This is a genomic window from Streptomyces sp. NPDC052301 (assembly GCF_044593395.1).
GTDB lineage: Bacteria > Actinomycetota > Actinomycetes > Streptomycetales > Streptomycetaceae > Streptomyces.
Genome location: NZ_JBIUBE010000001.1, coordinates 63,775 through 86,216, shown reverse-complemented (window position 1 = coordinate 86,216; position 22,442 = coordinate 63,775). Strand labels below are relative to the sequence as shown.

16 protein-coding genes are annotated in these 22,442 nt (G+C 74.2%); 5 read left to right on the top strand and 11 right to left on the bottom strand.

The features are described 5' to 3' along the window. Window positions 1–3: 3 nt before the first annotated feature. Both ACIHEJ_RS00375 and ACIHEJ_RS00370 read left to right on the top strand, forming a co-directional pair. On the top strand, window positions 4–930 hold the full coding sequence (locus ACIHEJ_RS00375; protein ID WP_400130900.1) for a DMT family transporter: 927 nt from the start codon (window positions 4–6) through the stop codon (window positions 928–930). Between the two features lie 33 nt (window positions 931–963). Next, on the top strand, window positions 964–1,743 hold the full coding sequence (locus ACIHEJ_RS00370) for a polysaccharide deacetylase family protein (protein ID WP_400130898.1): 780 nt from the start codon (window positions 964–966) through the stop codon (window positions 1,741–1,743). Between the two features lie 41 nt (window positions 1,744–1,784). Here ACIHEJ_RS00370 and ACIHEJ_RS00365 read toward each other — a convergent pair whose 3' ends face one another. Next, window positions 1,785–2,912 carry a galactosyldiacylglycerol synthase gene (locus tag ACIHEJ_RS00365; protein ID WP_400130896.1) on the bottom strand — a complete coding sequence of 376 codons (1,128 nt, stop codon included), beginning with the start codon at window positions 2,910–2,912 and terminating at the stop codon, window positions 1,785–1,787. Window positions 2,913–2,995: 83 nt separating this feature from the next. On the opposite strand from ACIHEJ_RS00365, the gene ACIHEJ_RS00360 reads away from it, so the two are divergent. Then, entirely contained in the window at window positions 2,996–3,856 is an 861-nt protein-coding gene (locus ACIHEJ_RS00360; protein ID WP_400130894.1) for a ribonuclease BN, read from the top strand. Between the two features lie 31 nt (window positions 3,857–3,887). Here ACIHEJ_RS00360 and ACIHEJ_RS00355 read toward each other — a convergent pair whose 3' ends face one another. From ACIHEJ_RS00355 to ACIHEJ_RS00335, 5 genes are all read right to left on the bottom strand, one after another. Continuing rightward, a complete protein-coding gene (locus ACIHEJ_RS00355; RefSeq protein ID WP_400130893.1) occupies window positions 3,888–6,713 on the bottom strand; it encodes an NHLP bacteriocin export ABC transporter permease/ATPase subunit in 2,826 nt (941 codons plus the stop codon). A 1-nt stretch (window position 6,714) separates the two neighbouring features. After that, window positions 6,715–8,934, bottom strand: a complete 2,220-nt coding sequence (locus tag ACIHEJ_RS00350) for an NHLP family bacteriocin export ABC transporter peptidase/permease/ATPase subunit (RefSeq protein ID WP_400130891.1) — start codon at window positions 8,932–8,934, stop codon at window positions 6,715–6,717. Then, window positions 8,931–9,737, bottom strand: coding sequence for an HlyD family efflux transporter periplasmic adaptor subunit (locus ACIHEJ_RS00345; RefSeq protein ID WP_400130889.1), 807 nt, complete (start codon window positions 9,735–9,737; stop codon window positions 8,931–8,933). The genes ACIHEJ_RS00350 and ACIHEJ_RS00345 overlap by 4 nt, the downstream gene beginning before the upstream one ends. A 101-nt stretch (window positions 9,738–9,838) precedes the next feature. Beyond that, the gene (locus tag ACIHEJ_RS00340; RefSeq protein WP_400130887.1) at window positions 9,839–10,054 is read right to left on the bottom strand and encodes a type A2 lantipeptide; all 216 of its coding nucleotides are present in this window, start codon (window positions 10,052–10,054) and stop codon (window positions 9,839–9,841) included. 427 nt (window positions 10,055–10,481) lie between these two features. Beyond that, window positions 10,482–10,895 carry a PaaI family thioesterase gene (locus ACIHEJ_RS00335; RefSeq protein ID WP_400130885.1) on the bottom strand — a complete coding sequence of 138 codons (414 nt, stop codon included), beginning with the start codon at window positions 10,893–10,895 and terminating at the stop codon, window positions 10,482–10,484. 199 nt (window positions 10,896–11,094) lie between these two features. On the opposite strand from ACIHEJ_RS00335, the gene ACIHEJ_RS00330 reads away from it, so the two are divergent. Further along, window positions 11,095–12,537 carry a S1 family peptidase gene (locus tag ACIHEJ_RS00330; RefSeq protein WP_400131755.1) on the top strand — a complete coding sequence of 481 codons (1,443 nt, stop codon included), beginning with the start codon at window positions 11,095–11,097 and terminating at the stop codon, window positions 12,535–12,537. A 126-nt stretch (window positions 12,538–12,663) separates the two neighbouring features. On the opposite strand, the gene ACIHEJ_RS00325 is transcribed toward ACIHEJ_RS00330, so the two are convergent. Further along, window positions 12,664–14,814 (bottom strand): SpoIIE family protein phosphatase, encoded by a 2,151-nt coding sequence (locus tag ACIHEJ_RS00325; RefSeq protein WP_400131753.1) that lies wholly within the window; start codon window positions 14,812–14,814, stop codon window positions 12,664–12,666. Between the two features lie 317 nt (window positions 14,815–15,131). Here ACIHEJ_RS00325 and ACIHEJ_RS00320 point away from each other — a divergent pair, with 317 nt between their 5' ends. Beyond that, window positions 15,132–15,740: a LuxR C-terminal-related transcriptional regulator gene (locus tag ACIHEJ_RS00320; RefSeq protein ID WP_400130884.1), complete on the top strand. Its 609-nt coding sequence runs from the start codon at window positions 15,132–15,134 to the stop codon at window positions 15,738–15,740. Here the strand turns inward: ACIHEJ_RS00320 and ACIHEJ_RS00315 are convergent, their stop codons facing one another. The 4 genes from ACIHEJ_RS00315 to lanKC form a co-directional block, all read right to left on the bottom strand. Next, window positions 15,741–17,519: an ATP-binding cassette domain-containing protein gene (locus tag ACIHEJ_RS00315; RefSeq protein ID WP_400131751.1), complete on the bottom strand. Its 1,779-nt coding sequence runs from the start codon at window positions 17,517–17,519 to the stop codon at window positions 15,741–15,743. It lies immediately after the preceding gene. An 80-nt stretch (window positions 17,520–17,599) separates the two neighbouring features. After that, window positions 17,600–19,399, bottom strand: coding sequence for an ABC transporter ATP-binding protein (locus ACIHEJ_RS00310; protein WP_400130882.1), 1,800 nt, complete (start codon window positions 19,397–19,399; stop codon window positions 17,600–17,602). Window positions 19,400–19,509: 110 nt separating this feature from the next. Then, the gene (locus ACIHEJ_RS00305) at window positions 19,510–19,623 is read right to left on the bottom strand and encodes a SapB/AmfS family lanthipeptide (RefSeq protein WP_400130880.1); all 114 of its coding nucleotides are present in this window, start codon (window positions 19,621–19,623) and stop codon (window positions 19,510–19,512) included. A 49-nt stretch (window positions 19,624–19,672) separates the two neighbouring features. Continuing rightward, a complete protein-coding gene (gene lanKC, locus ACIHEJ_RS00300; protein WP_400130878.1) occupies window positions 19,673–22,273 on the bottom strand; it encodes a class III lanthionine synthetase LanKC in 2,601 nt (866 codons plus the stop codon). Window positions 22,274–22,442 lie beyond the last annotated feature (169 nt).

Sequence of the window (22,442 nt, the reverse complement as noted above, 5' to 3'; positions counted from 1 at the left end):
GTCATGCTCGCCGTCTCGGTGGTGCTCGCCCTGCTCGCCGCGCTCTCCAACGCCTCCGCCTCGGTGCTGCAGCGCCGGGCCGCCGTGCAGGAGCCGGAGAAGCGCGGGGGAGCCGGGCCCGCCGTGCGTCGGCTCGCCCAGCTGCTGCGGCGCCCCCACTGGCTGGCGGGCACCGGACTGCTGGCACTCTCGGGGCTGTTGCAGGCCGGGGCCCTGGCCACCGGCAGCCTGTCCCTGGTGCAGCCCCTGCTCGCCTCCGAACTGCTGTTCACCCTGGTCGTCGGCGGCCTCGTGTTCCGGCGCCGGCCGGACCGCCGGACCTGGCTGGCCTTCCTCGCCCTGGCCGCCGGGCTGGCCCTCTTCCTGCTGGCCGCGGCGCCGTCCGCCGGCCTGCCCACCGCCTCGCCCCGCGCCTGGCTCTTGGGCGGCGCCGCGGTGCTCGGGGTCGTCGTGCTGCTCGTGGCGGTCGCGCGCCCGACCCGGGGCATGGCCCGGGCCGCGCTGCTCGGCCTCGCCTCCGCGGTGTCCTTCGCGACGACCGCCGCGCTGCTCAAGGAGGCCGTGGGGCGGCTCGGACACGGTCCGGGCGCGATGCTCGCGCACTGGTCGCCGTACGCCACGGGGGTCGCCGGGCTCGTCGCCTTCCTGCTGCTGCAGAGCGCGCTGGCCGCCGGGTCGCTGACCGCCTCCCAGCCCGCGCTCACCCTCGGCGACGCCGTCACCAGTGTGATCCTCGGCTGGGTCCTGTTCGACGAGGTGATCCACCTCGGGCTGCGAGTGATCCCCGAGGTGCTGGGCATCGTGCTGATCGGGGCGGGCAGCCTGGGCCTGGCCCACGCGTCGGCCGTCGGGCAGCAGTGGGACACCTCCGGGCAGGGCCGCCCACCGAGCCGCGGCGGGGAACCCGTAGCCGAGCCCCGCGGAAACTGACCCCGGCACACCAGGCAAGGAGACAGCACACCGATGTCCCTCCTCCCCGGCCGCGCGTGGCGGCGAGCGGCCCTGCTGCTGCCCGCCGCCGTCACGGCGGCCCACATCGGCCCGGCGGCCACCTGGCTGCCGGGCGTACGGCAGACGCTCTTCCCCGGCCTCGCCGGAACCGGCGGCCGGCAGCACGTCGCGCTCACCTTCGACGACGGCCCCGACCCGGCCGCGACACCCCTCTTCCTCGACGCCCTGGACCGGCTGGAGGTGCGGGCGACCTTCTTCGTGCTCGGTGAGAACGCGGTCCGGCATCCCGCGCTGCTGCGGGAGACGGTCCGGCGCGGTCACGAACTCGCGGTGCACGGCTGGACGCACGACCGCCCCTGGCGCCCCGCCCCCGGCCGGGACGCCGAGGAGGTCGCCCGCACCGTGCGCGCGCTGCACGACCTCTGCGGACACCGCCCGCACTGGTACCGGCCCCCGTACGGGATCCTCACCTCCGGACGCTGGCTGGCCGCCCGCCGGGCCGGGCTGCGGACCGTGCTGTGGTCCGCCTGGGGCAGGGACTGGACCCCCGACGCCACCCCGGCGTCCGTGCGGGCCCGGGTCGCGGCGGACCTGCGCGGCGGCGGCACCGTCCTGCTGCACGACTCGGACCGGTACGCGGCCCCCGGCTGCTGGCGCTCGGCCCTCGGCGCCCTCCCCGCCCTCGTGACCGGCTGCCGCGAGTCGGGCCTGACGGTGGGCCCCCTGCGCGAGCACGGACACCCCCGTGCCTCCGCCCCGTCAGGTGGGCGGGACCCGGCGCCGGCCGGTTGACGACGGCGTCGGCGGGGCGGCGTCCGCGACGGGTCCCCGCCTCACAACCCGGCCACCTGGCCCACCACGTCCCCCCGGAAGAGCGCCCGCCCCCGCGCCGCCCGCTCCGCGCGCACTCCTCCCGCCTCCGAGAGCCGGCCGAGCGCGCGGAGCAGTCGCGGGCCGGTCCCGGCGTACTCCGAGAGCCCGTGGTCGGCCATCTGCCGTACCCCCTCCACCCCGTGACCGGGAAGGGGCCGGTAACCCACCACCGGCAGGCCGGTGGCCAGGGCCTGTACGGCGGTCTGGCCCGCCGCGTTGTCCAGCAGGGCGTACGAGGCGGCCAGCAGCCCGGGCATGTCGTCCACCCAGTCCAGGGCGAGCGCCTCGGGCACCCGGGACACCCGGGCCCGCAGCCGTGCGTTGCGGCCGCACAGCACCACCGGCAGGTAGCCGGCGCCCGCCAGCAGCCGGGCGGTGTCCTCCGGACGGGACGCCGCACCCCACGCGCCCGCCGAGAGCAGCACCGCGGGCCGCCCCGGCGCGTGCCCGCGGAAGAGCTCCCGCCACCCGGCCGCGGCCGGGGCCGGCGCGAGGAACTCCGGTGCGACCGCCGGGCCGGTCGTCACGGCCGGTGTGCCCAGGACCCGGCGCACCTGGGACGCGGCCGTGTCCGTGAGGCACAGGTACCGGTCGTTGCCGGGATGCAGCCACTGCCGGTGCACGGCGAAGTCCAGCAGGAACACCGTGCTCGGCACCCGGAGCCGTCCGCAGGCCCGGAGATGGCCGGTGAGCTGCGCGGACAGATGGAAGACGGACACGACGGCGTCGATGTCCAGGCGGTCCACGAGGCCGGTCAGCCGGCCGGCGGCCAACCGGGCCAGCGGCACCCCGCTGGGGCGGGGACCGGTGCCGCCGCGCAGGAACGCGCCGTAGACGCCCGCGTACACCCAGGGGGCGTGCCGGACGGAGGCCTGGTAGGAGCGGCGCAGTCCGGTGCCCAGGCCGTACGGCAGCAGCTGCAGGACGTCGACCACGTGCGGCTCGTACCCCTGCGCCCCGGCGCGCCGCGCGAGTTCGCCGGCGACCGTGTCATGGCCGGCCCCCATGCTCGCGCTCACGATCAGCGTGCGGCGGCGGCCGCTCGGCGGAGCCTGTTCGGGCCGGGGAACCTCGGCAGGAGTACGCACGGGTTCCTATTCTCCGGTGCCACGGCACGCAAACCGGGCACCCATCGGCCGTGTCGTGAGTTGCCCGGTCCGCACCGGGGTGGATGAATCGGCACAGAGGAGTGTGGGCGGCGAGCACGGGAGGAGCCGTGAAGCGGTGGCGGCGCGGCCTGCACCGCGCATGGGAGTGGCTCAGGGTCGGTGCCCTGTTCGCCCACGGGCGGGAACTGGAGCTGATGCACCGGGCCATGGGTTTCGCCACGCTGGCCCTCGTCACGCTGGCGCCGCTGCTCATCGTGGTCGCCGCGGCCGATCCCCTGGTGCGGGGCGGTTTCGCCTCGTGGCTCACGGACGGCATGGGGCTCTCCGGCCGCTCCGCCCGTGTGATCACCGACGTCATCAGTCCGCCGCGCAAGGTCATCGGCACCACCAGCGTCTGGAGCGGCGTCCTGCTCGCCGTGTTCGGCGTGTCCTTCGGCGGCAGCGTGCAGAACGCCTACGAACGCATCTGGGGCCTGGCCTCAGGCCCCTGGCACCGGGTCTGGCGGCAGGCGACCTGGCTGGTGGCGCTCACCGCGTACCTCTACCAGGAGGTGGCGACGAAGAACGCACTGCACGGGGGCCAGCGGATCACGCTGTCCACCCTGAGCGGCGTGGCGTTCTTCTGGTGGGGGCAGCGGTTCCTGCTGGGCGGCCAGGTCCACTGGCGCTCGCTGCTGCCGGGCGCGCTCGCCACCGTCCTCGGCCTGGCCGGCCTGCGGGCCTTCTCCCACCTCGTCTTCACCCCGCTGATCGTCACCAACGCGCTCAGCTACGGCGCGGTGGGCACCGTGCTCGTCGTCGAGTCCTGGCTCATCGGCGTCGGGTTCGTCATCTACGGCGGTGCCCTGTTCGGCCGCTGGTTCACCGATCACCACTGGACGCCGACCCACGACCACCGGGACGACGAGGAGGAGTCCGGCTAGGCGGCCCGGGCGACGAGCCGAAGGAACCGGCCTAGGCCAGCTGCCTGCGTACCAGCTCGTGCAGCCGGCCCCCGGTGTCGGCGAGCAGCTGGGCCGGGGTGCCCTGCTGGACGACCTTGCCGTCCTCCATCACGATCACCCGGTCGGCGTCGAGCACCGTGGACAGCCGGTGCGCGATGACCACCCGGGTGGCGTTCAGCTTGCGGGTGCTCTCGATGACGATCCGCTGGGTGTCGTTGTCCAGCGCGCTGGTCGCCTCGTCGAAGAACAGGACGCGGGGGCGCCGGATCAGCGCCTGGGCGATCATCAGCCGCTGCCGCTGGCCGCCGGAGATCGCGCCGCTGCCGGCCACGATGGTGTGCAGGCCCATCGGCATCCGCTGGATGTCCTCCGCGAGCCCCGCCATCTCGGCCGCCGCCATCGCCTCCTCCGGCGTGTACGGCTCGGTGCCGCAGATGACGTCCAGGATGGAGCCGGTGAAGGGCTGCGCGTGCTGCAGCACGACCCCGCACTGCCGGCGCACCGCCGACTGGTCGAGGGCTGCCAGGTCCTGGCCGTCGTACAGGACGCTGCCGGAGACCGGTTTGTCGAAGCCGATGAGCAGTCGCAGCAGCGTGGACTTGCCGCAGCCGCTCGGGCCGACGACCGCCACGAACTCGCCCGGACGGATCGCGAAGGACACGTCGTCCAGGACGAGCGGACCGTCGTCGGCGTACCGGAAGGACAGCCGCCGGGCCTCGATCGCGCCCGACAGCGGTCCCGGCCGGGTGCTCGACGTGCGCACCTCGGGGGTCGCCTCGAAGACCGGCCTGATCTCCTCGAACAGCGGCAGCGCGGCCACCGCCGAGACGAAGGAGCTGGTGAGCTGGGTGACCGAGGTCAGCACCATCGTCACCGAGGTGTTGAAGGTCAGGAAGTCCGCCGCCGACATCGCGCCCTTCGCCGGGCCCGCCAGCAGCATGAACATCAGCAGCGTGCACACCGGCAGATAGACGGCGCCGAGCACGGTGGTCAGGTTCTTGATCCGGCCGACCTTCTGCTGCAGCTCCCGGCTGCGCGCGAACTCCCGCGCCCAGGCCGCGTACGCGTAGTTCTCGGCCGCCGCCACCCGCAGCTTGGGCAGGCCGCGCAGGGTCTGGAACGCCTGGTTGTTCAGCTTGTTGCCGAGCACCGTCAGCTTCCGCTGCCAGCGCACCTGCCACAGCCCGAGCCCCAGGAACACGGCCGCGATGACGACGAGCATGCCGAGCGCCGCCATGGCCATCGGCACGCTGTACCAGAACAGCAGACCGAGGTTCATCGCGCCGATCGTCACCGACTGCGCGACCACCGGGCCGACGCCCGCGAGCAGCCGGCGGATCGCGCTGATGCCCATCGCCGCGCTGGCGAGTTCCCCGGTCGAGCGCTGGGTGAAGAACCGGGTGGGCAGCCGCAGCAGCCGGTCCCAGACGGCCGGCTGGAGCGCCGCCTCGATCCTGCCCTCCAGCCGCAGGATGGACAGGTTCTCCAGCAGCGTGAACGCCGCCGCCACCACCCCGCTCACCATCACGGCCAGGCACACCTGGACGATCAGGCCCGTCTGCGCCCGGGGCACGTACTCGCCGAGCACCCGGCCCGTGGCGACCGGCACCAGCGCGCCGATCACCACCGTCACCAGACCCGCGAGGAGCAGGTTCAGCATGTCGCCGCGCGTGCCGTACAGGCTGAACCGCAGCAGGCCGAGCGGTGAGAGCCGCTTGTCGGGCAGCGGCCGGTAGAACATCACCGCGCGCGGCTCGAACTCCTCCGCGTTCGCCTTCTCGATCGGCGTCTCGCGTCCGGTGCCCGGGTGGACGGCGACATAGCCGCCGCGCCGCCACAGCAGCGCCACGGGCGCCCCGGACAGCGCCCGGTGGCCGACCAGCGGGCCCACGTTCTCCCGCCACCAGTTCCCGTCCAGCCGGACCCCCCGGGCGCGCACCCGGGAGGCCAGCGCCACCCGCTCCACCGGGTCGAGCCGGTCGCTCTCGGTGCCGCTCTGCGCGGGCTCGGCCAGGGTGATCCCGGCCGCCTCGGCGACCAGCTTGCAGGCCGCGTAACCGGCGTCGGCGTCGGCGGCCGTCGTCCGGCGGGCCGAGCGCTTGCCGATGGAGGCCAGCAGGGTCTGGTCGGCCTGGGCGCGCACGGCCTCACCGGCCTTGATCCCGGCGGCCGTGCGCGTCTCGTGGGTGCGCTCCAGCTGCTCGATCCACCGGTCCAGCGCCGTCAGCAGCCGGTACTGCTGGTCGACCATCGACTGCCACAGCGCCGGGTCCATCAGCAGGTCGGCGGCGGCCTGATCGCCGTACAGGGAGCCGTACTGGACGCTGCCCGGCGGGACCTGCATCCAGAACACGTCGTCGTCGGTGGGCGCCTGCGCCCGCTCCTCGGCCATCGGTGCCTGGAACAGCACGGACAGGCCCCGGCCGACGCCGAGCGCCACCGCGTACTCCAGCGGGCTGGTGGCGGGCGGCACGTACTGCGGGGTGCCGTACTCGTCGTACGACCAGGTCTGGGTGTTCGCGGGCTGGTAGAGCTCTCGCAGGTTGACGCGGTGCACCACACAGTCCCGGACCGGGCGGGCCACCAGGGTGTGCTGGGGCCCGGCGACCGGGCCGAGCAGCAGCGCGCCCGCCTCCAGCCGGCCCAGGTGGTGCCAGTGGCCCTGCTGGACGGCGTCCACCGCGAACAGGTCCAGGGCCCCGGCCGCGACCAGCCACAGCACCTGCGGGCCTTCGAGGTCGAGACGGTTGAAACCGGCGCAGTCCACGCGCGATCCCAGGGACCCCAGCGCACCGAGCACGAGGTCGCCGTCGTGTCCCTCCTGAACGGAACTCATCTCATCGCTCCCTGACCAGCGCCGCGTACGCGCCGCCGCGTGCCACCAGCTCCTCGTGCCGCCCGCGCTCGACCACCGTGCCGTGCTGCAGGACGACGATCTCGTCGCTGTCCCGGACGGTGCTCAGCCGGTGCGCGATCACCACGCAGGCACAGCCGCGCCGGCGCAGGTTGTCCATCACGACCAGCTCGGTCTCCGCGTCCAGCGCGCTGGTCACCTCGTCCAGCACCAGGATGCTGGGCCGGCGCACCAGCGCCCGGGCGATCTCCAGGCGTTGGCGCTGCCCGCCGGAGAAGTTGCGGCCGTCCTGCTCGACCCTGCTGTGGATGCCGCCGGGCCTGCGCATCACCACGTCGTACAGCGCCGCGTCCTTCAGCGCCTCGACGACCGCCTCGTCCGGGATCGAGGGGTCCCACAGGGCCACGTTGTCGCGGATGGAGCCCTCGAAGAGGAACACGTCCTGGTCGACGAAGGAGACGGAGGCCGCGAGCGCGCCACGTGGGATGTCCTCGAGCCGGCGGCCGTCGATGCGGATCACCCCGTCCCACGGCGCGTACAGGCCCGAGATCAGCCGGGACACCGTGGACTTGCCGCTGCCGGAGCCGCCGACCAGCGCCACCTGCTGACCGGGCCCGACGGTCAGGTCGAAGCCGCTCAGCAGCGGCTGGTCCAGCGGGCTGTAGCCGAAGGTGACGTTCTCCAGCTCGACGTGCCCGTGCAGCCGGCGCGTGGAGTCACCGCCGCCGGGGCGGGCGTAGAGCGGGTCGGCCTGGAAGTTCTCCACGTCCTTGAGCCGGGCCACGTCGGCCGCGAAGTCCTGGATGCGGCCCGCCACACCGTTGAGCCGGGTCAGCGGCGCGGTGAAGCGGGTGACCAGTGCCTGGAACGCGACCAGCAGACCGACCGAGATGTGCCCCTCGACCGCGCGCAGACCGCCGATCCACAGGATCAGCGCGCTGTTGAAGGTGGCGAGGGTCGGGGCGACCACGCCGAGCCAGGCGCTCGGCACGCCGAGCCGCTGCTGCTCCTCCAGGGTGGTGGCGTGCTGCCCGGCCCACTTGCGGAAGTAGCCGTCCTCGCCGCCGGTCGCCTTCATCGTCTCGATCAGCTGGAGACCGGTGTACGAGGTGTTGGTCAGCCGGGCCGTGTCCGCGCGCAGCTTCGCCGTGCGGGTCGCGCGCAGCCGGACGACCAGGCGCATGGCGACCACGTTCAGCAGGGCCACGCCGATGCCGAGGAAGGTCAGCTGCGGGTCGTAGGTGTAGAGCAGAATCGCGTACAGCACGACCACGATCGCGTCCACGCCCGCCGCGGCGAGGTCCCGGGCCAGGGTCTCGGCGACCTGGTCGTTGGACTGCAGCCGCTGCACCAGGTCGGCGGGGGAGCGCTGGGCGAAGAACGTCACCGGCAGGCGCAGCAGATGGCGCAGGAACCGCGCGCTGGACAGCGTGGAGGAGATGATCCGGCTGTGCAGCAGGTTGGCCTGCTGCAGCCAGGTCAGCACCAGGGTGAGCAGCACACAGGTCGCCATCGACGCGAACAGCACGCTCAGCAGCGAGGTCTGCCCGCCGATCAGGAAGGTGTCGATGTAGGTACGGCTCAGCGCCGGTACGGCCGCGCCGACCGCGACCAGCAGCAGGCTGGCCAGGACGGCGGCGGGCAGGGTGCCGGCGGTGCCGCGCAGCCGGGCCGGCATCGCGCCGAGCACACCGGGGCGGCGCCCGCCCCTGCTGAAGCCCTCGCCGGGCTCCAGCACCAGCACGACACCGGTGAAGCTGCCGTCGAACTCCTCCATGGGCACGAACCGGCGGCCCTTGGCGGGATCGTTGATGTGGACGCCCCGGCGGCCGAAGCGGCGGCCCATGCCGTCGTAGACGACGTAGTGGTTGAACTCCCAGAACAGGATGGCCGGGACCTGCACCTCGGCGAGGGCGGCCAGGTCCATCTGCATGCCCTTGGCGGTCAGGCCGTAACTGCGGGCCGCCTTCAGCAGGTTGGAGGCGCGTGAGCCGTCGCGGGAGACACCGCAGGCGATGCGCAGTTCCTCCAGCGGCACGTGCCGGCCGTAGTGGCCTAGCACCATGGCGAGGGAGGCGGCGCCGCACTCGACGGCCTCCATCTGGAGCACGGTGGGCGTACGGACCGTCCCGGCACGGGACTTGGGGACCGGCCGCTTGGCCGGGGCGGCCCGTCTGCGGCGGTTTTCCTGCGTGGTGGTCACGGGAGCAGCCAATCGACGGGACGCTGGTCGGCGAGCCGGACGGAACCGGTGGCGAAGGTCATCGAGTCGAGCCCGAACGGCGGCCCGTCGGTGGTGGACCACCGGTAGCCGCTCCTCGTCGCCTTCGAACGGTCCAGCTCCACCAGGACGGCCACGGGCCGGCCCTTGCGGGTGAACTGCTCGCCGAGCTGGCTGTCGCCAAGGAACGCGGAGATCGACTGGGCGGACTGCGCGGTGCGGTCCACCGACTTCACGCGGCCGCGCAGCACGCCGTACCGCTGCGCCGGGACCGAGGAGACGGTGAGGTCCACGGAGGCGTGCGCCGGGATGGCGGCGGCGTTCTCGGCGGGGACGTACACGGTCGCGTACAGCGGGTCGGAGGCGTGGGCGACCCGCTCCACCGCGGCGACGTTCGTGCCGGTCTGGATGATCTGCCCGATGGTGGCGGCGAGGGTGGTGACGCGGCCCGCGGCGACCGTGCGGACGACCGAGTCGCCCTGGCTCGTACGGACCTTGAGGACCGGGGCGTTCGCGGGCAGCCGCTCGCCCTGCCGGGCGAGGACGGCCGTGACCTGGCCGGCCACCGGGCTCTGCAGCAGATAGCTGCCCTGCCCGTGCGTGAGGACGGCCTGCGCGCTCACCGTGGAGGCGACCGAACCGGTCACCGCCCACACGGAGGCCGCCGCCATGACGACGACGGTGATGCCGAGCGCGAGCCAGCCCTGGGGGCGGGCGAGCCGCACGGGGAGGTCCAGCTCCTCCGGCGACTGGAGCTTGGCGAGGGCCTGTTGGCGGAACTGCACGGAACTTCCCTCACCTGTGGGAGAGACGCTGGTGTTTCAGGGCATCCGAGAGCCCCGGAGCCGCGGGACGGCTCCGGGACCTCGGTGACGCCCAAGGGCGATCAGAGACCGGCGACCAGGTTGGTGACCGGGGCGACGTTCAGGCCGGTGACACCCTCGACGGTGCCGATGGCCGTGTCCAGCGCGCCGGAGACCGGGGCAACACCGTTGACCGCACCGGTCACGGAGTTGAGGGCGTTCACGGACAGACCGCCGGAGACGTTGTCCAGCTCGGCGTCCGAGATCTCGACGGTCTCGACCTGGGGGGTGGAGTTCATGGTGGAACTTCCCTTCGTATGGATATTTCACAAGGGGGAGAGCGGCCCCCTCTGGGGACAGACGGACCGCCGCGACCGCCGGGGGGCGACCCCTGCGGTGCGATGGATCAAAGCACGCACGCGGGGCGCTCTTCCAATCAACCAGGGCTCTCACCAGGGCACTTGTCCGCCGCAGCGACTCATCCGTGCAGGCGTGTGCACGACTCGTCGGCGACTCCTTCACATGCCGCACGGCATCGTCGCGCACGGCCTCTTGTCCGGCGCGCGGCGAATCCGGCACTCCGCGCCAAAGGCGTACCAGGGGCGCGCGATTGTGCAGATCCGCTGACGGCGGTGACTTGGTTGAGTATTCAATGTGCAGATTCCCTGAAGCAGGGATTCCGGTCTGTGTCCGCAGCAGACCGTCACCGACCGGTAGCCGAGCGTGTCAGCCCAGGATCGCGTAGACCGTGCTCGCGCGGGCCGCGAGCGCGCCCGAACCGGCGTCGCTGAGAGTGATGTCGGCGAACGCCGTCCGGCGGCCCAGCTTCGTCAGCACCGCCTCGATCAGGACATCGGATCCGGTCACCGCGCGCTGGAACGACGTCGACTGCTGCACCGTCGTCATCGGCACGAACCCGCCCCGCGCGGCGGACACCGCGATGACCGTCGCCGTGTCGGCCGCCGCCATCAGGGCCTGCCCCGACAGGCCCCCGCCGTCCCGGGCCAGCCGTTCCGACCAGGGCAGACGCAGGACGGCCCGGTCCTCGCCGAGCGACTCGACGGAGAGTCCGAGGTCGAGCACCCAGGGGGCGAAGCGGTCGGAGAGGATCTTGTCGGCTTCGGCGGGGGTCATCGTCATATGGGTGATTGTTCCCGGCCGCCCGCCCGGACACGCGGAACGTGGCCGATTCACCGTTCCGGTACGGCCGTTGGGAAACGGAATTGAACACACCGCGCGGCCGGTGCGTACTCACGGCCATCCAGGCGCCCCGATACGAACTGCCCGTGAGCGGCAGACCCCCGTCCCCAGGAGGTCGAGAAGTTTGAGTCACAAGCGAATGCCCAAGCGCAAGGCGGCGATAGCGGTGGGCGGTGTCGCGGCGCTCGGAGCGGCGGCCCTCCTGCTGCCCAACGCCAACGCTTCCCAGGACAAGGACCAGGCCGCGGACGGCGCCGGCACCGCGAGGACCCTGAAGGCCACGCAGGCCTCCGACCTCGCCGCGCGCCTGCAGAAGGCCCTCGGCGACGCCTTCGCGGGCTCCTACTACGACAGCGGCCGGCAGAAGCTGGTCGTCAACGTCGTCAACGGCGACAGCAACACCATCGTCCAGGCGAAGAAGGCGGGCGCGGTCGTCCGCCAGGTGAAGAACAGCACCCGCGACCTCAAGGCCGCCGCCGGGACGCTGAAGACGAAGGCGACCATCCCCGGCACGTCCTGGGCCGTCGACCCGCGCACCGACAAGGTCCTGGTCACCGCCGACTCCACCGTCACCGGCGCCAAGTGGGACAGACTGCAGTCGACCGTGCAGAGCCTCGGTTCCGGCATGGCCACCCTGAAGAAGTCCGCCGGCACCTTCAAGACCTTCGTCTCCGGCGGCGACGCCATCTTCTCCCAGGTCCAGGGCGGCGGCGTGCGCTGCTCCCTCGGCTTCAACGTCACCGCCTCCGACGGCAGTCCGGCCTTCCTGACGGCCGGTCACTGCGGGGTCGCCGCCAAGGACTGGTCGGACTCGCAGAACGGCCAGCCGATCGCCACCGTCGACCAGGCGAAGTTCCCCGGCAACGACTTCTCGCTCGTCAAGTACAACGACGCGGGCACCCAGGCGCCCAGCGAGGTCAACACCGGCAACGGCCAGACCGTGCAGATCACCCAGGCCGCGGACGCCACCGTCGGCGAGACGGTGTTCCGGATGGGCTCAACCACCGGTCTGCACGACGGCCAGGTCACCGGTCTCGACGCCACCGTCAACTTCCAGAGCGAGACGGACCCGAACGGCGTCGACACGGTCAATGGCCTCATCCAGACGAACGTGTGCGCCGAGCCCGGTGACAGCGGAGGCTCCCTGTTCACCCAGGACGGCGGCGCGGTCGGTCTGACCTCCGGCGGCAGCGGCGACTGCACCAGCGGCGGTGAGACCTTCTTCCAGCCGGTCACCGCGGCGCTCCAGGCCACCGGCGCGACGCTCGGCAACGGCGGCAACGGCGGCAACGGCGGTGCTGACGCCAACGGCGGCAACGGCGCGGGCGACCAGTCGGGTTCCGCCGACCCGTCGGCCTCCGCGGGCGACCAGTCGGGCAGCGGCTCCGGTGACCAGGCGGGCGCGGGCGACGACCAGTCCGGCGCGGGCGCCGACCCGTCCGCCTCGGCCGGTGACCAGTCCGGCAGCGGTACGGGTGACCAGTCCGGCAGTGGTACGGGTGACCAGTCCGGCAGTGGTACGGGTGACCAGTCCGGCAGCGGTTCGTCGGACAACGGGTCGTCCCTCACCGGCACCAACTGAGCCGGATCCCCCGCGAGGCGGACCCCCGGCGAGACGGATTCCCCCCGACCCCCTGCCGGCCTCACCGCGGTTCCGGCGGGCAGGGAACGGTCCGGCCCTCCGGCGGGAGGGCCGGACCACGCCCGGTCAGCCGTCCTGGCGGGCCCGCAACAGCAGCACCGCCACGTCGTCCGTCCGCCGCTGGGCCGCCGCACTGCGCCGGACGACCTGGTCCGCCAGGTCCTCCAGGGGCCGGTCACCGATCTCGGTGAGCAGCTCACCCAGGTCGGCCAGTGCGTCCTCGATGTCGACACCGGGGGACTCCACCAGTCCGTCGGTGTACAGCACGAGCACGGAGCCGGGGGCGAGGGACACCTCGGTCGTCGGATACGCCGCCGAGGCGTCGATGCCGAGCAGCGGACCCCCGGCCAGGTCCAGCACCCGCACCCGCCCGTCCGGCCGTCGCAGCAGCGGCGGCGGATGCCCCGCGCGCGCCATCACGGCCGCTCCGCGCGCGGGGTCCAGCCGCAGGTACAGGCAGCTGGCGAACAGGTCCGCACCGAGGTCGATGAGCAGCCGGTTGGTGCTTCCCATCACCTCGTGCGGCGCCTGCCCGACCGTGGTGTACGCGCGCACCCCGGTGCGGATCTGCCCCATCAGCCCCGCCGCGGTCACGTTGTGCCCCTGCACGTCCCCGATCACCGCCGCCGCCAGCGGCCGGGTCGGCACCAGGTCGTAGAAGTCGCCGCCGATCTCCATGCCGTGCGTGGCCGGCAGATAGCGGGCCGCCGCCTCGATGCCGGGCGGCGGCGCCAGCGTGTCGGGCAGCAGCGCCTGCTGCAGCCCGTGCGCCAGCCGGTGCTTGGCGTCGTACAGCTGGGCCCGCTCCAGGGCCTGCGCGATCAGCCCGCCGAGCGAGGTCAGCACGGCCCGCTCGTCGGCGGGGAAGACATGCGGCTCGGCGTACGCCAGCACACACGTGCCCACCAGGCGCCCGGACGCGATCAGCGGCAGGTACGCCCAGGCCGCGAAGCCGTCCGGGGTCCCGTGCCGGCGTGGATACAACCGCTCGAGCTGCTCCTGCGACTCGAAGAATCCCGGCACCCCGCTGCCGAGTGCCTGTGTGCCCGGGGTGCGCTCGGTCAGCGGCAGCCCGTCGAACCGCTCCACGACGTGCGGGTTCTCGTATCCCCGGTGCCCCAGCACATGCAGTCGGCCGCCCTGCGAGCCGAGGATCACCATGGCCCGGCTGCCGACCGCCGGGGCGATCTCGTCCCACACCAGCTGCACCACGTCCTGCACCCCCGCCGCCTCGGTCAGGGCGCTCGCCAGGCTCAGCACCTGCGAGATGGTCACCAGCCGGGCCGGACTGCCGCCCGACTGCGGCGCGCCCCGGGCCAGCTCCGTCACCGCCCGGGCCCGGCTGATGCGCACACTCAGCCCCGTCGTGCTCGGGTAGAGCCGGAACGACAGCCAGTCGCCCGGCGGGCGCAGTGCCACGAACGACGTCACCTGCTGGCTGAGCAGCGCCGCCCGGTAACGGTCCTCGTACATCGGGTCGTTCAGCCAGGGCACCGACACCCAGGGCACCGTGCCCAGGAGCTCCCCGGCAGGTCTGCCGAGCAGCTCGGCGGCGGCCGAGTTCACGAACCCGATCCGGCCGTGCAGATCCAGTGACACCAGCCCGTACGGCAGCCGGGACACCATCCGCACCGCCTCCACGGAGCCGAGCGTGGCGGCCACGCCCGAGACCGGCACCCCCAGCACGTCGGCCTCGTGCCCGATCGGCCGGTTCTCCTCCTCGGCCCTTTCCAGCCGCAGCGCCAGCCGGTCGCAGGCCGTCGTCAGCTGCTCGCGCTCCGGGCCGGACAGCTCCGGCGGATGCGCACCGGGGAAGGTCACGAACACCGCTCCGTACACCCGGCGCGCGGTCGCCACGGGCACCGCGGCGAGGGCGAACGGGTACGGCAGCACCACCGCGATCCGTGGATAGCAGCGGGCCATCTGCTCCTCGCCGCCCACCCACACCAGCCGCCGCTCGCGCGCCGCGTCGGCGATCGGGATCGGCGCGCTCAGCCCGACCCGCTGCCAGGGCGCCGCGAACGCCCGAGGCATGCCGGCGTGCACCGCCATCTCCAGGACCGGCTCGTCGGGACTGAGCAGATACACCGCGCCGGAGTGTGCCCGCACCTCCTCCAGCAGGGTGGCCAGCGCCAGCGACAGCACGGGCTGGGACACCGGCGGCCCGTCGGCCACCGGTGTCCGCTCCGGCCCTGGCCCGTCGGACACGCCGACCACCTCCTCGCCCGGCCGCGCGTCACATCCCGGGGTCAAGACTCCCTCGCGGGGGCGGCCCGTGCACGGCGAGCACCCACGGTCAGGGCCGCCCGCGGAGGGTGCCCCCGATTACCCCGTCAGCTCGGACACATGCCTGTGCAACGGAAGCGTGGGCGGCGTACGAGGCACCACGTGTGCGCCCCCGCGCACCTCGATGGCCGAATCTCCGCGCCCGCGAACGATGGCCGGGCCCAAGAATGGGCACGCGCTCATCGCGCCGGCGGAACGTACGGGGTACGGCGAGGACGAGAGACGGCCATCAACCTAAGGGGCGGGAAGTGATCCGGGTGCTTCTGGTGCACGATGCGTGTCTGGTGCGATCGGTTCTGGCGGACTGGCTGCGCCGGGAACCCGGCTTCGCCGTCGACGACACGCCGTGGCGCGGCGCGGCCGGGCGGCTGCGGTCCTTATGCCCGGACGTGTGCGCGGCGGACCTGGACTGCGCCGACGGCCACGGGGCGCCGCCGCTCGGCGAGCTGTGCCCGCCGCGCGGCGGTGGCAGGCCGCCGGCGGTCGTGGTGCTGGCCCATGCCAACCGGCCGGGCCTGCTGAAGCAGGCCGCGGAGGCGGGTGCCCTGGGCTTCGTCGACAAGGCGGGCGCGCCCGACCGGCTGGTGCACGCCATCCGCAGCGTCGCGGCGAGGGAACGTTTCGTCGATGCCACGCTGGGCTTCGACTTCCTCAAGGCGGCCCAGATGCCCCTGACCAGACGTGAGCTGAGCGTGCTGTCGCTGGCGGCCGGCGGCGCGTCCATAGCGGAGATCGCCGGCAGCCTGCACCTGTCCCACGGCACCGTCCGCAACTACATGGCGTCGATCACCCGCAAGACCGGCGCACGCAACCGGATAGACGCGATCCGGATATCCCGCGGCGAAGGGTGGCTGTGACTAGCCGCGCACCGGCGCACTCGGTGCCGCCCAGCCGCCGACCAGGTCCCGGTACAGGGGGGAGGCCCGCAGCAGTTCGTCGTGCGTGCCGCAGCGGGTGCGCGCGCCGTCCATCACCAGGATCCGGTCGGCGCGCCGGGCCGAGCTGATCCGGTGGGCGACGACGACCAGGGTGCCGCCCGGGCGCGCGGCGAAGGCCCGCTCCGCGCGCGCCTCCGCCGCTGGGTCGAGATGGCAGGTCGCCTCGTCGAGCAGGGCGAGCGGGGCGGGGGAGAGGTAGGCCCGGGTCAGCGCGACCAGTTGCCGCTCGCCCGCGGAGAGCGCCGCCGGGTCGACCCGTCCGCCGAGCCCGCCCAACGCCCGCAGCAGCGGCTCCAGCCCGACCGCCTCGGCGGCCGCCAGCAGCTCCGCCTCGGGCACCGGGTCCGGACGGAACAGGGCCAGGTTCTCGGCGAGGGTGCCCCCGTGGACGTACGCCTCCTGCGGGATCAGCACCCGCAGCGCGGCCGCCTGCGGCGCCGGTACGGCATGGCCGTAGACGCGGACCGTGCCCGAGCCCGGCCGGATCAGCCCCGCGACGAGCCCGGCGAGCGTCGACTTCCCGACCCCGCTCGGACCCACGACGGCCAGATGCCCGCCGTCCGGAACGACGAGATCCAGCCCGTCCACCACGGGCGCACTCGCGGGGCCGTAGGCGAAGGTGACGGAGGCGAGGGCGAGGGCGGGGGCGGGGGTGTGTGCCGCTCCACGGGGTGTCGGTGCGGGGCGGGACCTCGGGCTGGGTGGGGTCGGTTCCCGGATCTGAGCCGTCTGCTCGGCCGGTTGTGGTGTGACCGGTGTCCGTCCGGTGCATGGGCCCGGGATGGCCGGCGGGCCGATCGGTCCCCCGTCGGCCGCCGGCCCCGCGGCTTCCGGGGGCGCCAGGCGGCGCAGGACCGTCGTGAGGCGGGCGCCGCTCGTGCCGAGGCCGTGGACCAGGTTGTGCAGGGCGGGCAGGAGGGACTGGGTGACGTAGGCCAGCGCGCCGACCAGGGCCCCTGGGGTGACGCCGTGACCCAGCAGCCAGGGGGTGGCGACGAGCAGCAGGACCACCGGCAGCTCACCCCCCACCGCCAGGGCCGTCACCCGGGCCACGCTCCAGCGGGCCAGGGCGCGGGCCGCGGCCAGCTCGGCCTCGATCCGTTCCCCGATCGCGGCGGCCACCCGCGCCTCCGCCCCGGCCGCCGTGACGTCCCGCAGCCCCGGGCAGACCTCGCCCAGCTCGTGCGCCAGCGCCTCGTCCGCCGCGAGGAACACCTCCTGACGGCGCGCCAGCGGCCGCAGCGCGGCCGCGAACAGGGCCACCCCGGCCACTAACGGAGGCAGCACGACCGCCAGCAGCAGAGGCGCCAGCGAGAACAGGCCGACCAACGCGCCGGCCGCGGTGAACAGGAACGAGCGGGACACCAGCACCACCCCGGCGAACGTGTCCCGGGCGATCTCCACCTGCTGAGTGAGCTGGGACAACGCGCCCGCGTCCGCCTTCCGGACCCCGCGCGCGACCACCCCCGCCACCAGCCGGTCCCGGACCGGTTCGACCAGTGCGGCGACCACGCCGTACACCCGCCCGGTGCCGTACGCGCCGGCGCACACCGCGAGCCCCGCGGCACCCAGCCACAGCAGGCCCGTCCGCGTGTCCCCGGCCAGGAACCCGGCGTCCAGCGCCCGCGCGAGGCCGAAGCCGACGACGAAGGTCTGCCCCGCCTCCAGCACGGACCAGACGCCGAGCCGGGTCAGCACCCGCCCGCGCGTGCGGAGGAACCGGTACGCCCGCCGGCGCAGGTGCCCTCGCTGCCGCCCGGTGTGCCCCGGCCCCGCGTTCACCGGCCCCGGGCCTCCGTTCCGGCCCCTTCGGCCGTGGCCTGCGCCGCCACCCCGGGCTCCCACCCCGTCACCTCCGCTCCCTCCGTCGCCTCCGCTCGCTCCGTCCCTTCGTCCCCGAACACCGCCCGGTACTCCGCGTCCCGCCACAGCTCCCGGTGCGCTCCCACCGCCCGTACGCGGCCCCCGTCCAGCCATGCGACCGCGTCCGCGCGGGCCGCCGTCGTCGTGCGGTGGGCGATCAGGAGGCGGGTCCGGCCCGTGCCGGGGGCCAGCAGGGATGCGGCGATCCGGTGCTCCGTGACCGTGTCGAGGCTGGACAGGGCGTCGTCGAGGATCAGCAGCCGGCCTCCGTGCGCGAAGGCGCGGGCGAGGCCGAGGCGCTGGGTCTCGCCGCCGGAGCGGGGCGCGTCGGTGCGGCGGGTCGCGTAGCCGTCGGGGAGGCGGCGCACGAAGTCGTCGGCGTGGGCGAGGCGGGCCGCCGAACGGACCTCGGCGGGAGAGGGGGCCGTGAGCCCGAAGGCGATGGTGTCCTCGATGGTCGTGCCCAGCAGGGCCGGGCGTTCGAAGGCACAGGCGACGGCGCCGCGCAGGGCGTCGTGGGTGAGGTCGGTCAGCGGGACGCCGTCGAGGAGGACCTCGCCCGCTTCCGGGTCGGCGAGCCGCCCGGCCACCTCCGCGAGCAGCGACTTGCCGGTGCCGGAGCGGCCGACGACCGCCAGGGTCGTGCCGCCCGGCACCACCAGGTCGATGCCGTCCAGCACGGTGCGGCCGCCCCGCCGGGCGGTCACGCCCCGCAGCTCCAGCCGGCCGGGGCCCGGGGGCAGGCGGCGGGTGCCGTGCCCGGGCGCCTGCTCGGCCCGGACCTCGGCCAGCCGCCCGGCCGCCGCGCGGGCCCGGGCGAGTGCGGCCAGCTGTCCCACCAGCACGCCGACGCCGGTGGCGAGTGCCGCGTACCGGGAGGCGGCCAGCACCTCGCCCACCGACAGGCGGTGCCGGGCGAGCAGCAGTCCGGCCACCGCCAGCACCCCCAGGTTCAGCAGCGGTGCCACGGTGACCGCCCGCGCGGCGGCCCGCCCCTGCACCCGCCACATGCGGTGCCCGGCGCCGGACAGTTCGGGCAGCGGCGCGAGGATCCGTGCCGTCTCCCGGTCCTCGGCGCCCGCCGCACGGATCGTCCGGTGGCCGCCGACCGCCTCCGCGAGGGCCGCGGCGATCCTGCCCTGCACCCGCTGGTAGTCGGCCGCGCAGGAGGAGGTGTCGCGGGCGACGGCGCGCAGCAGCAGCGCCAGGACCGGTGCCCCGGCGAGGAACACGGCCGCCAGCCACGGGTCGAGGAGGGCGAGCGCCACCACACCCCCGACCGGTCCGGCCAGCGCTGCGAGCAGCGCGGCCAGCGCGCCCGGCGCCGTCCCGGCCTGCGCGGCGCTGCCGACCAGCCGCGCCACCAGGTCCCCGGCGCCGAACCGGGCCGCCGCGCGCGGACCGAGCGAGAGGACGTGCCCGGTGACCCGGCGGCGCAGCCATGCCGTGGCGTGCGCGTCGGCCGTGCCGGTGACATAGCCCGCGCAGGCGTCCAGCACGGTGAGCAGCAGCACGACACCGGCACAGCAGGCGATCCAGCGGGTGGCCGGGGCGCGGGCCAGCAGCAGGTCCAGGGTGTGGCCGAGCAGGGCGGGCAGCACCAGACCCGCCGCCGTGGCGGTGGTGCTCACGGCGGCGAGCGCGGCGACGCGGGCGCCGGTGTGCCGCAGGACCTGCTGGGCAAGACGACGGGCGGCTTCAGGGCGGTCGGGCATCGGTGCTCGCCTCGCTCGGCTCCGGCGGGGAAGGCGGGAAACGGGAAGGCTCCGGGCAGCCCCCTCCCGTCGGGAGGGAGCCGTCCGGAGCCGTGGACTCACAGTCCCGGTCAGAGACAGATGAGCACGCTCGCCGCGGAGACGCAGGAGAGCAGGCTCGCGGTGCTCGCGCCGCCGCCGTTGTGCTCGTCGGACTCGAGGGTCTGCAGGTCGAGAAGTGCCATGGTGGTGTCCTTTCCCTTTATCGGGGACGGGGGTTGTGTCACGACTCCGTCAGTTCGCGGAGCCGCGTGTGAGGGCCGCCTGGGGCGGCGGGAGGAAGGGCAGGTGCGCGTCGCGCCCGGCGTCGCGGGCCGCGGCGAGCGCGAGCAGGCAGCCTGCCGTACCGGTGGCGAGGTCCATCGACAGCCGCATCATCTGGTTTCCGGGGAAGGCCAGTTGGCCCTGGTAGTCCATCGCGAACCAGCCCAGCCCCGCGATCTGCTGCTCCAGCCGCTGTGGGCCGGTGCCCGGCGCGGAGCTGCGGGCGAGGTGCAGGATCAGGCCGGCACGGCCCTGGAAGAGGCCGGGCTGGGCGTAGAACCGGGAAGTGGCGGCGGTGAGGATGCCGGCCCGGGCCCGCTCGAACTCCTCGCTGCCTGCGTGCGCCAGGTAGTCGTCGAGGACCAGGCCGATGCCCGCGCTGCCGCCGCCGAGGTAGGGCAGCGTCCGCCAGCCCTCGTTCACCTCCAGGCCGCCGCCCGCCTCCTGCAGCACGCAGCAGTCCAGATCGCGGCGGAGCGCCTCGGCCGCCGCGTCCAGGAAGCGGTCGTCACCGGTCTCCTCGTACCGTCGCAGCAGGAACAGGGCGGGGCCGCTCGCGCCGCGCAGCAGCCCGGCGCGCCGGCGCGGGGTGTCGGGCACGGGTTCGGAAAGGCGCCGCACCAGGATGTCGGCGGCCTCGGCGGCCCGCGCGGCGAGTTCCGGTTCGCCGGTCGTGTCCGCGAGCCGGCCGAGGACCAGACCGAGGCCGGCCAGGCCGCCGTGCAGGTCGGAGGAGAGGCTCCGCCAGTTCTCCCGCAGGATGCCGGCGACCAGTTCCGACGCCCGCTGCCGGTGGCCGAGCCGGTCCAGCACCAGGGCCACGCCCGCCAGACCGTCGTACAGGCCGAGCGGGGTGCCGGGCGGCGGCGGGGCGGTGTGGTCCAGCAGCCAGCGCTCGCCCTCGTCGTAGCGGGCGGCCCCGGCCGCCTCCAGTGCGTACAGCACCCCGGCGGCGCCGTGCGCGAGCCCGAGACCACCGCCGTCCGAGAACTGGTCGATGTCACCGGGGAAGAGCCGGTCGTCGCGTTCCGGGGTGGCGGAGGCGAGGATCGCCTTCACCATCGAGTCCCGGCTGTACGGCCAGTCGCCCGGCACCACCGGCGGCGCGGACCGGCGGGACCGGCCGGCCGCGTCCCGGGTGATCTCCTCGACCGCCTCGTCCAGGAAGCCGCGCGGCACGTCCGGGAACTGCTCCGCGATCACCTCCGCGAGGTGCGCGGCCTTGCCCCGGTCCACCACGAACAGGGTCGTCACCGGCAGGAACAGAGCCAGCCGCAGACAGGCCAGCGCATAGCGGTCTACGTCCGTGCCGCGCCGGTCCGGCGGGGCGAAGAAGCCGGGGTGCGCGACGGTCTGCCGGGCGTTCTCCGCGGCGGGGGCGGCGGCCTCGAAGTCGATGAGGAACACGGACTGTTCGTCCTCGGCCACCATGATGTTGAAGACATGCAGGTCGTTGAAGACCAGCCCGCGCGCGTGCACGGCCGCGACCGACCGCTCCACCGCCGCGTGGATCCGCAGCGCCCACGCCGTGTACGCGGCGACCTTCGCCGGGTCGGGGTCGGGGGTGAGCAGCGGATGCCGTTCGGCGAAGAAGGAGTTGAGCGTGCGGCCCGCCAGGTGGTCCATGACCAGGAACCGGTGCTCGCCCAGCGTGAACCAGTCCCGCACCTCCGGCACCACCCCGGTGCCGGCGACCCGTTCCAGCGCCGCCTTCTCCCGCTCCAGCCGGGCCACCGCGTCCGCCCCGTCGGCCGCGAGACCGGCGTGCGGGCGGGCCTCCTTCAGCACCACCCGGCGCCCGTCACGGGTGTCCGTGCCGACGTACACCCCGCCGCCGTTGGAGAAGTGCAGCGCCTTCTCGATGCGGTACGGCAACTCCCCGACCGTCGTGGTGTTGCGGGCCTCGAGATGCGGCCGCAGGAACTCCGGCAGCGTCACCCACTCGGGCACCTGGAAGGACGGCGCCCGCCGGTCGGGGACCAGCGTCCCCGTGCCGTCGGTGACCGCCGGGACGAGCGAACCGCGGTCGTCGACGACGAACCGGCGGGCGAAGGCGCCGTAGCGTACGTAGAGCGGTCCGTCCTGCCAGCGCAGGTCGGTGAGGATGTACGGACCCTCGAACCCCTCCAGCAGCGCGCCCAGTTCGCGCAGGACGACGTGCAGCTGCTCCTCGTCGGCCGGGTAGACCGTGACGAACTTCCCGCTGGTGTCGCGGCCCGCGTACTTGGCGTTGCGCAGATGCAGCAGATGCGGGCCCGGCACGAACTTGAACGGGATGCGGCGCGGCACGCAGTAGTCCCACACGATGCCGGCGACGCGTTCCGCGTTCGCCGCGGTCGCCGAGGAGTGGATCTTCCAGCCCTGCGCCGGCGCCGGCAGCGGCGCGCCGTCCGCGCCGAGCGGGGTCAGCATGAGCCAGTCGCCGGTGCGCGCCGCGTGCCAGCCCTCCGGCACGGTGCGACACGCCGTCTCGAACAGCGGCGCGGACTCGCCGTCCGCCCCCGGGAGCCGGTCGGGCGTGTCGTAGAAGTGTCCGTCGGCGAGCGCGTACACCTCGTAGCGCTTGTCCATGCGCCTCCGCCCCTCGATCCGGTTGACGGGTTCGACACTCGCAGGAGCCGGGCGGTCGCGGACAGTCATGTCTGTCACGAGATCGTTGTGCGGAACTCACGCGTCAAGATGTGTTCGGGGGCTTTCGAGTGACAGGTGGCCGGTGTCCGGCGGACGCCCGCCGTACCCG

Excerpts from the sequence above, each read along its gene's own strand:
- ACIHEJ_RS00305 (WP_400130880.1), bottom strand. The coding sequence starts at position 19,623 with ATGGCACTTCTCGACCTGCAGACCCTCGAGTCCGACGAGCACAACGGC.
- lanKC (WP_400130878.1), bottom strand. The coding sequence starts at position 22,273 with ATGGACAAGCGCTACGAGGTGTACGCGCTCGCCGACGGACACTTCTAC.
- ACIHEJ_RS00310 (WP_400130882.1), bottom strand. The coding sequence starts at position 19,399 with ATGCCCGACCGCCCTGAAGCCGCCCGTCGTCTTGCCCAGCAGGTCCTG.
- ACIHEJ_RS00355 (WP_400130893.1), bottom strand. The coding sequence starts at position 6,713 with ATGAGTTCCGTTCAGGAGGGACACGACGGCGACCTCGTGCTCGGTGCG.
- ACIHEJ_RS00340 (WP_400130887.1), bottom strand. The coding sequence starts at position 10,054 with ATGAACTCCACCCCCCAGGTCGAGACCGTCGAGATCTCGGACGCCGAG.
- ACIHEJ_RS00330 (WP_400131755.1), top strand. The coding sequence starts at position 11,095 with ATGCCCAAGCGCAAGGCGGCGATAGCGGTGGGCGGTGTCGCGGCGCTC.
- ACIHEJ_RS00360 (WP_400130894.1), top strand. The coding sequence starts at position 2,996 with ATGAATCGGCACAGAGGAGTGTGGGCGGCGAGCACGGGAGGAGCCGTG.
- ACIHEJ_RS00335 (WP_400130885.1), bottom strand. The coding sequence starts at position 10,895 with ATGACGATGACCCCCGCCGAAGCCGACAAGATCCTCTCCGACCGCTTC.
- ACIHEJ_RS00370 (WP_400130898.1), top strand. The coding sequence starts at position 964 with ATGTCCCTCCTCCCCGGCCGCGCGTGGCGGCGAGCGGCCCTGCTGCTG.
- ACIHEJ_RS00375 (WP_400130900.1), top strand. The coding sequence starts at position 4 with ATGCTCGCCGTCTCGGTGGTGCTCGCCCTGCTCGCCGCGCTCTCCAAC.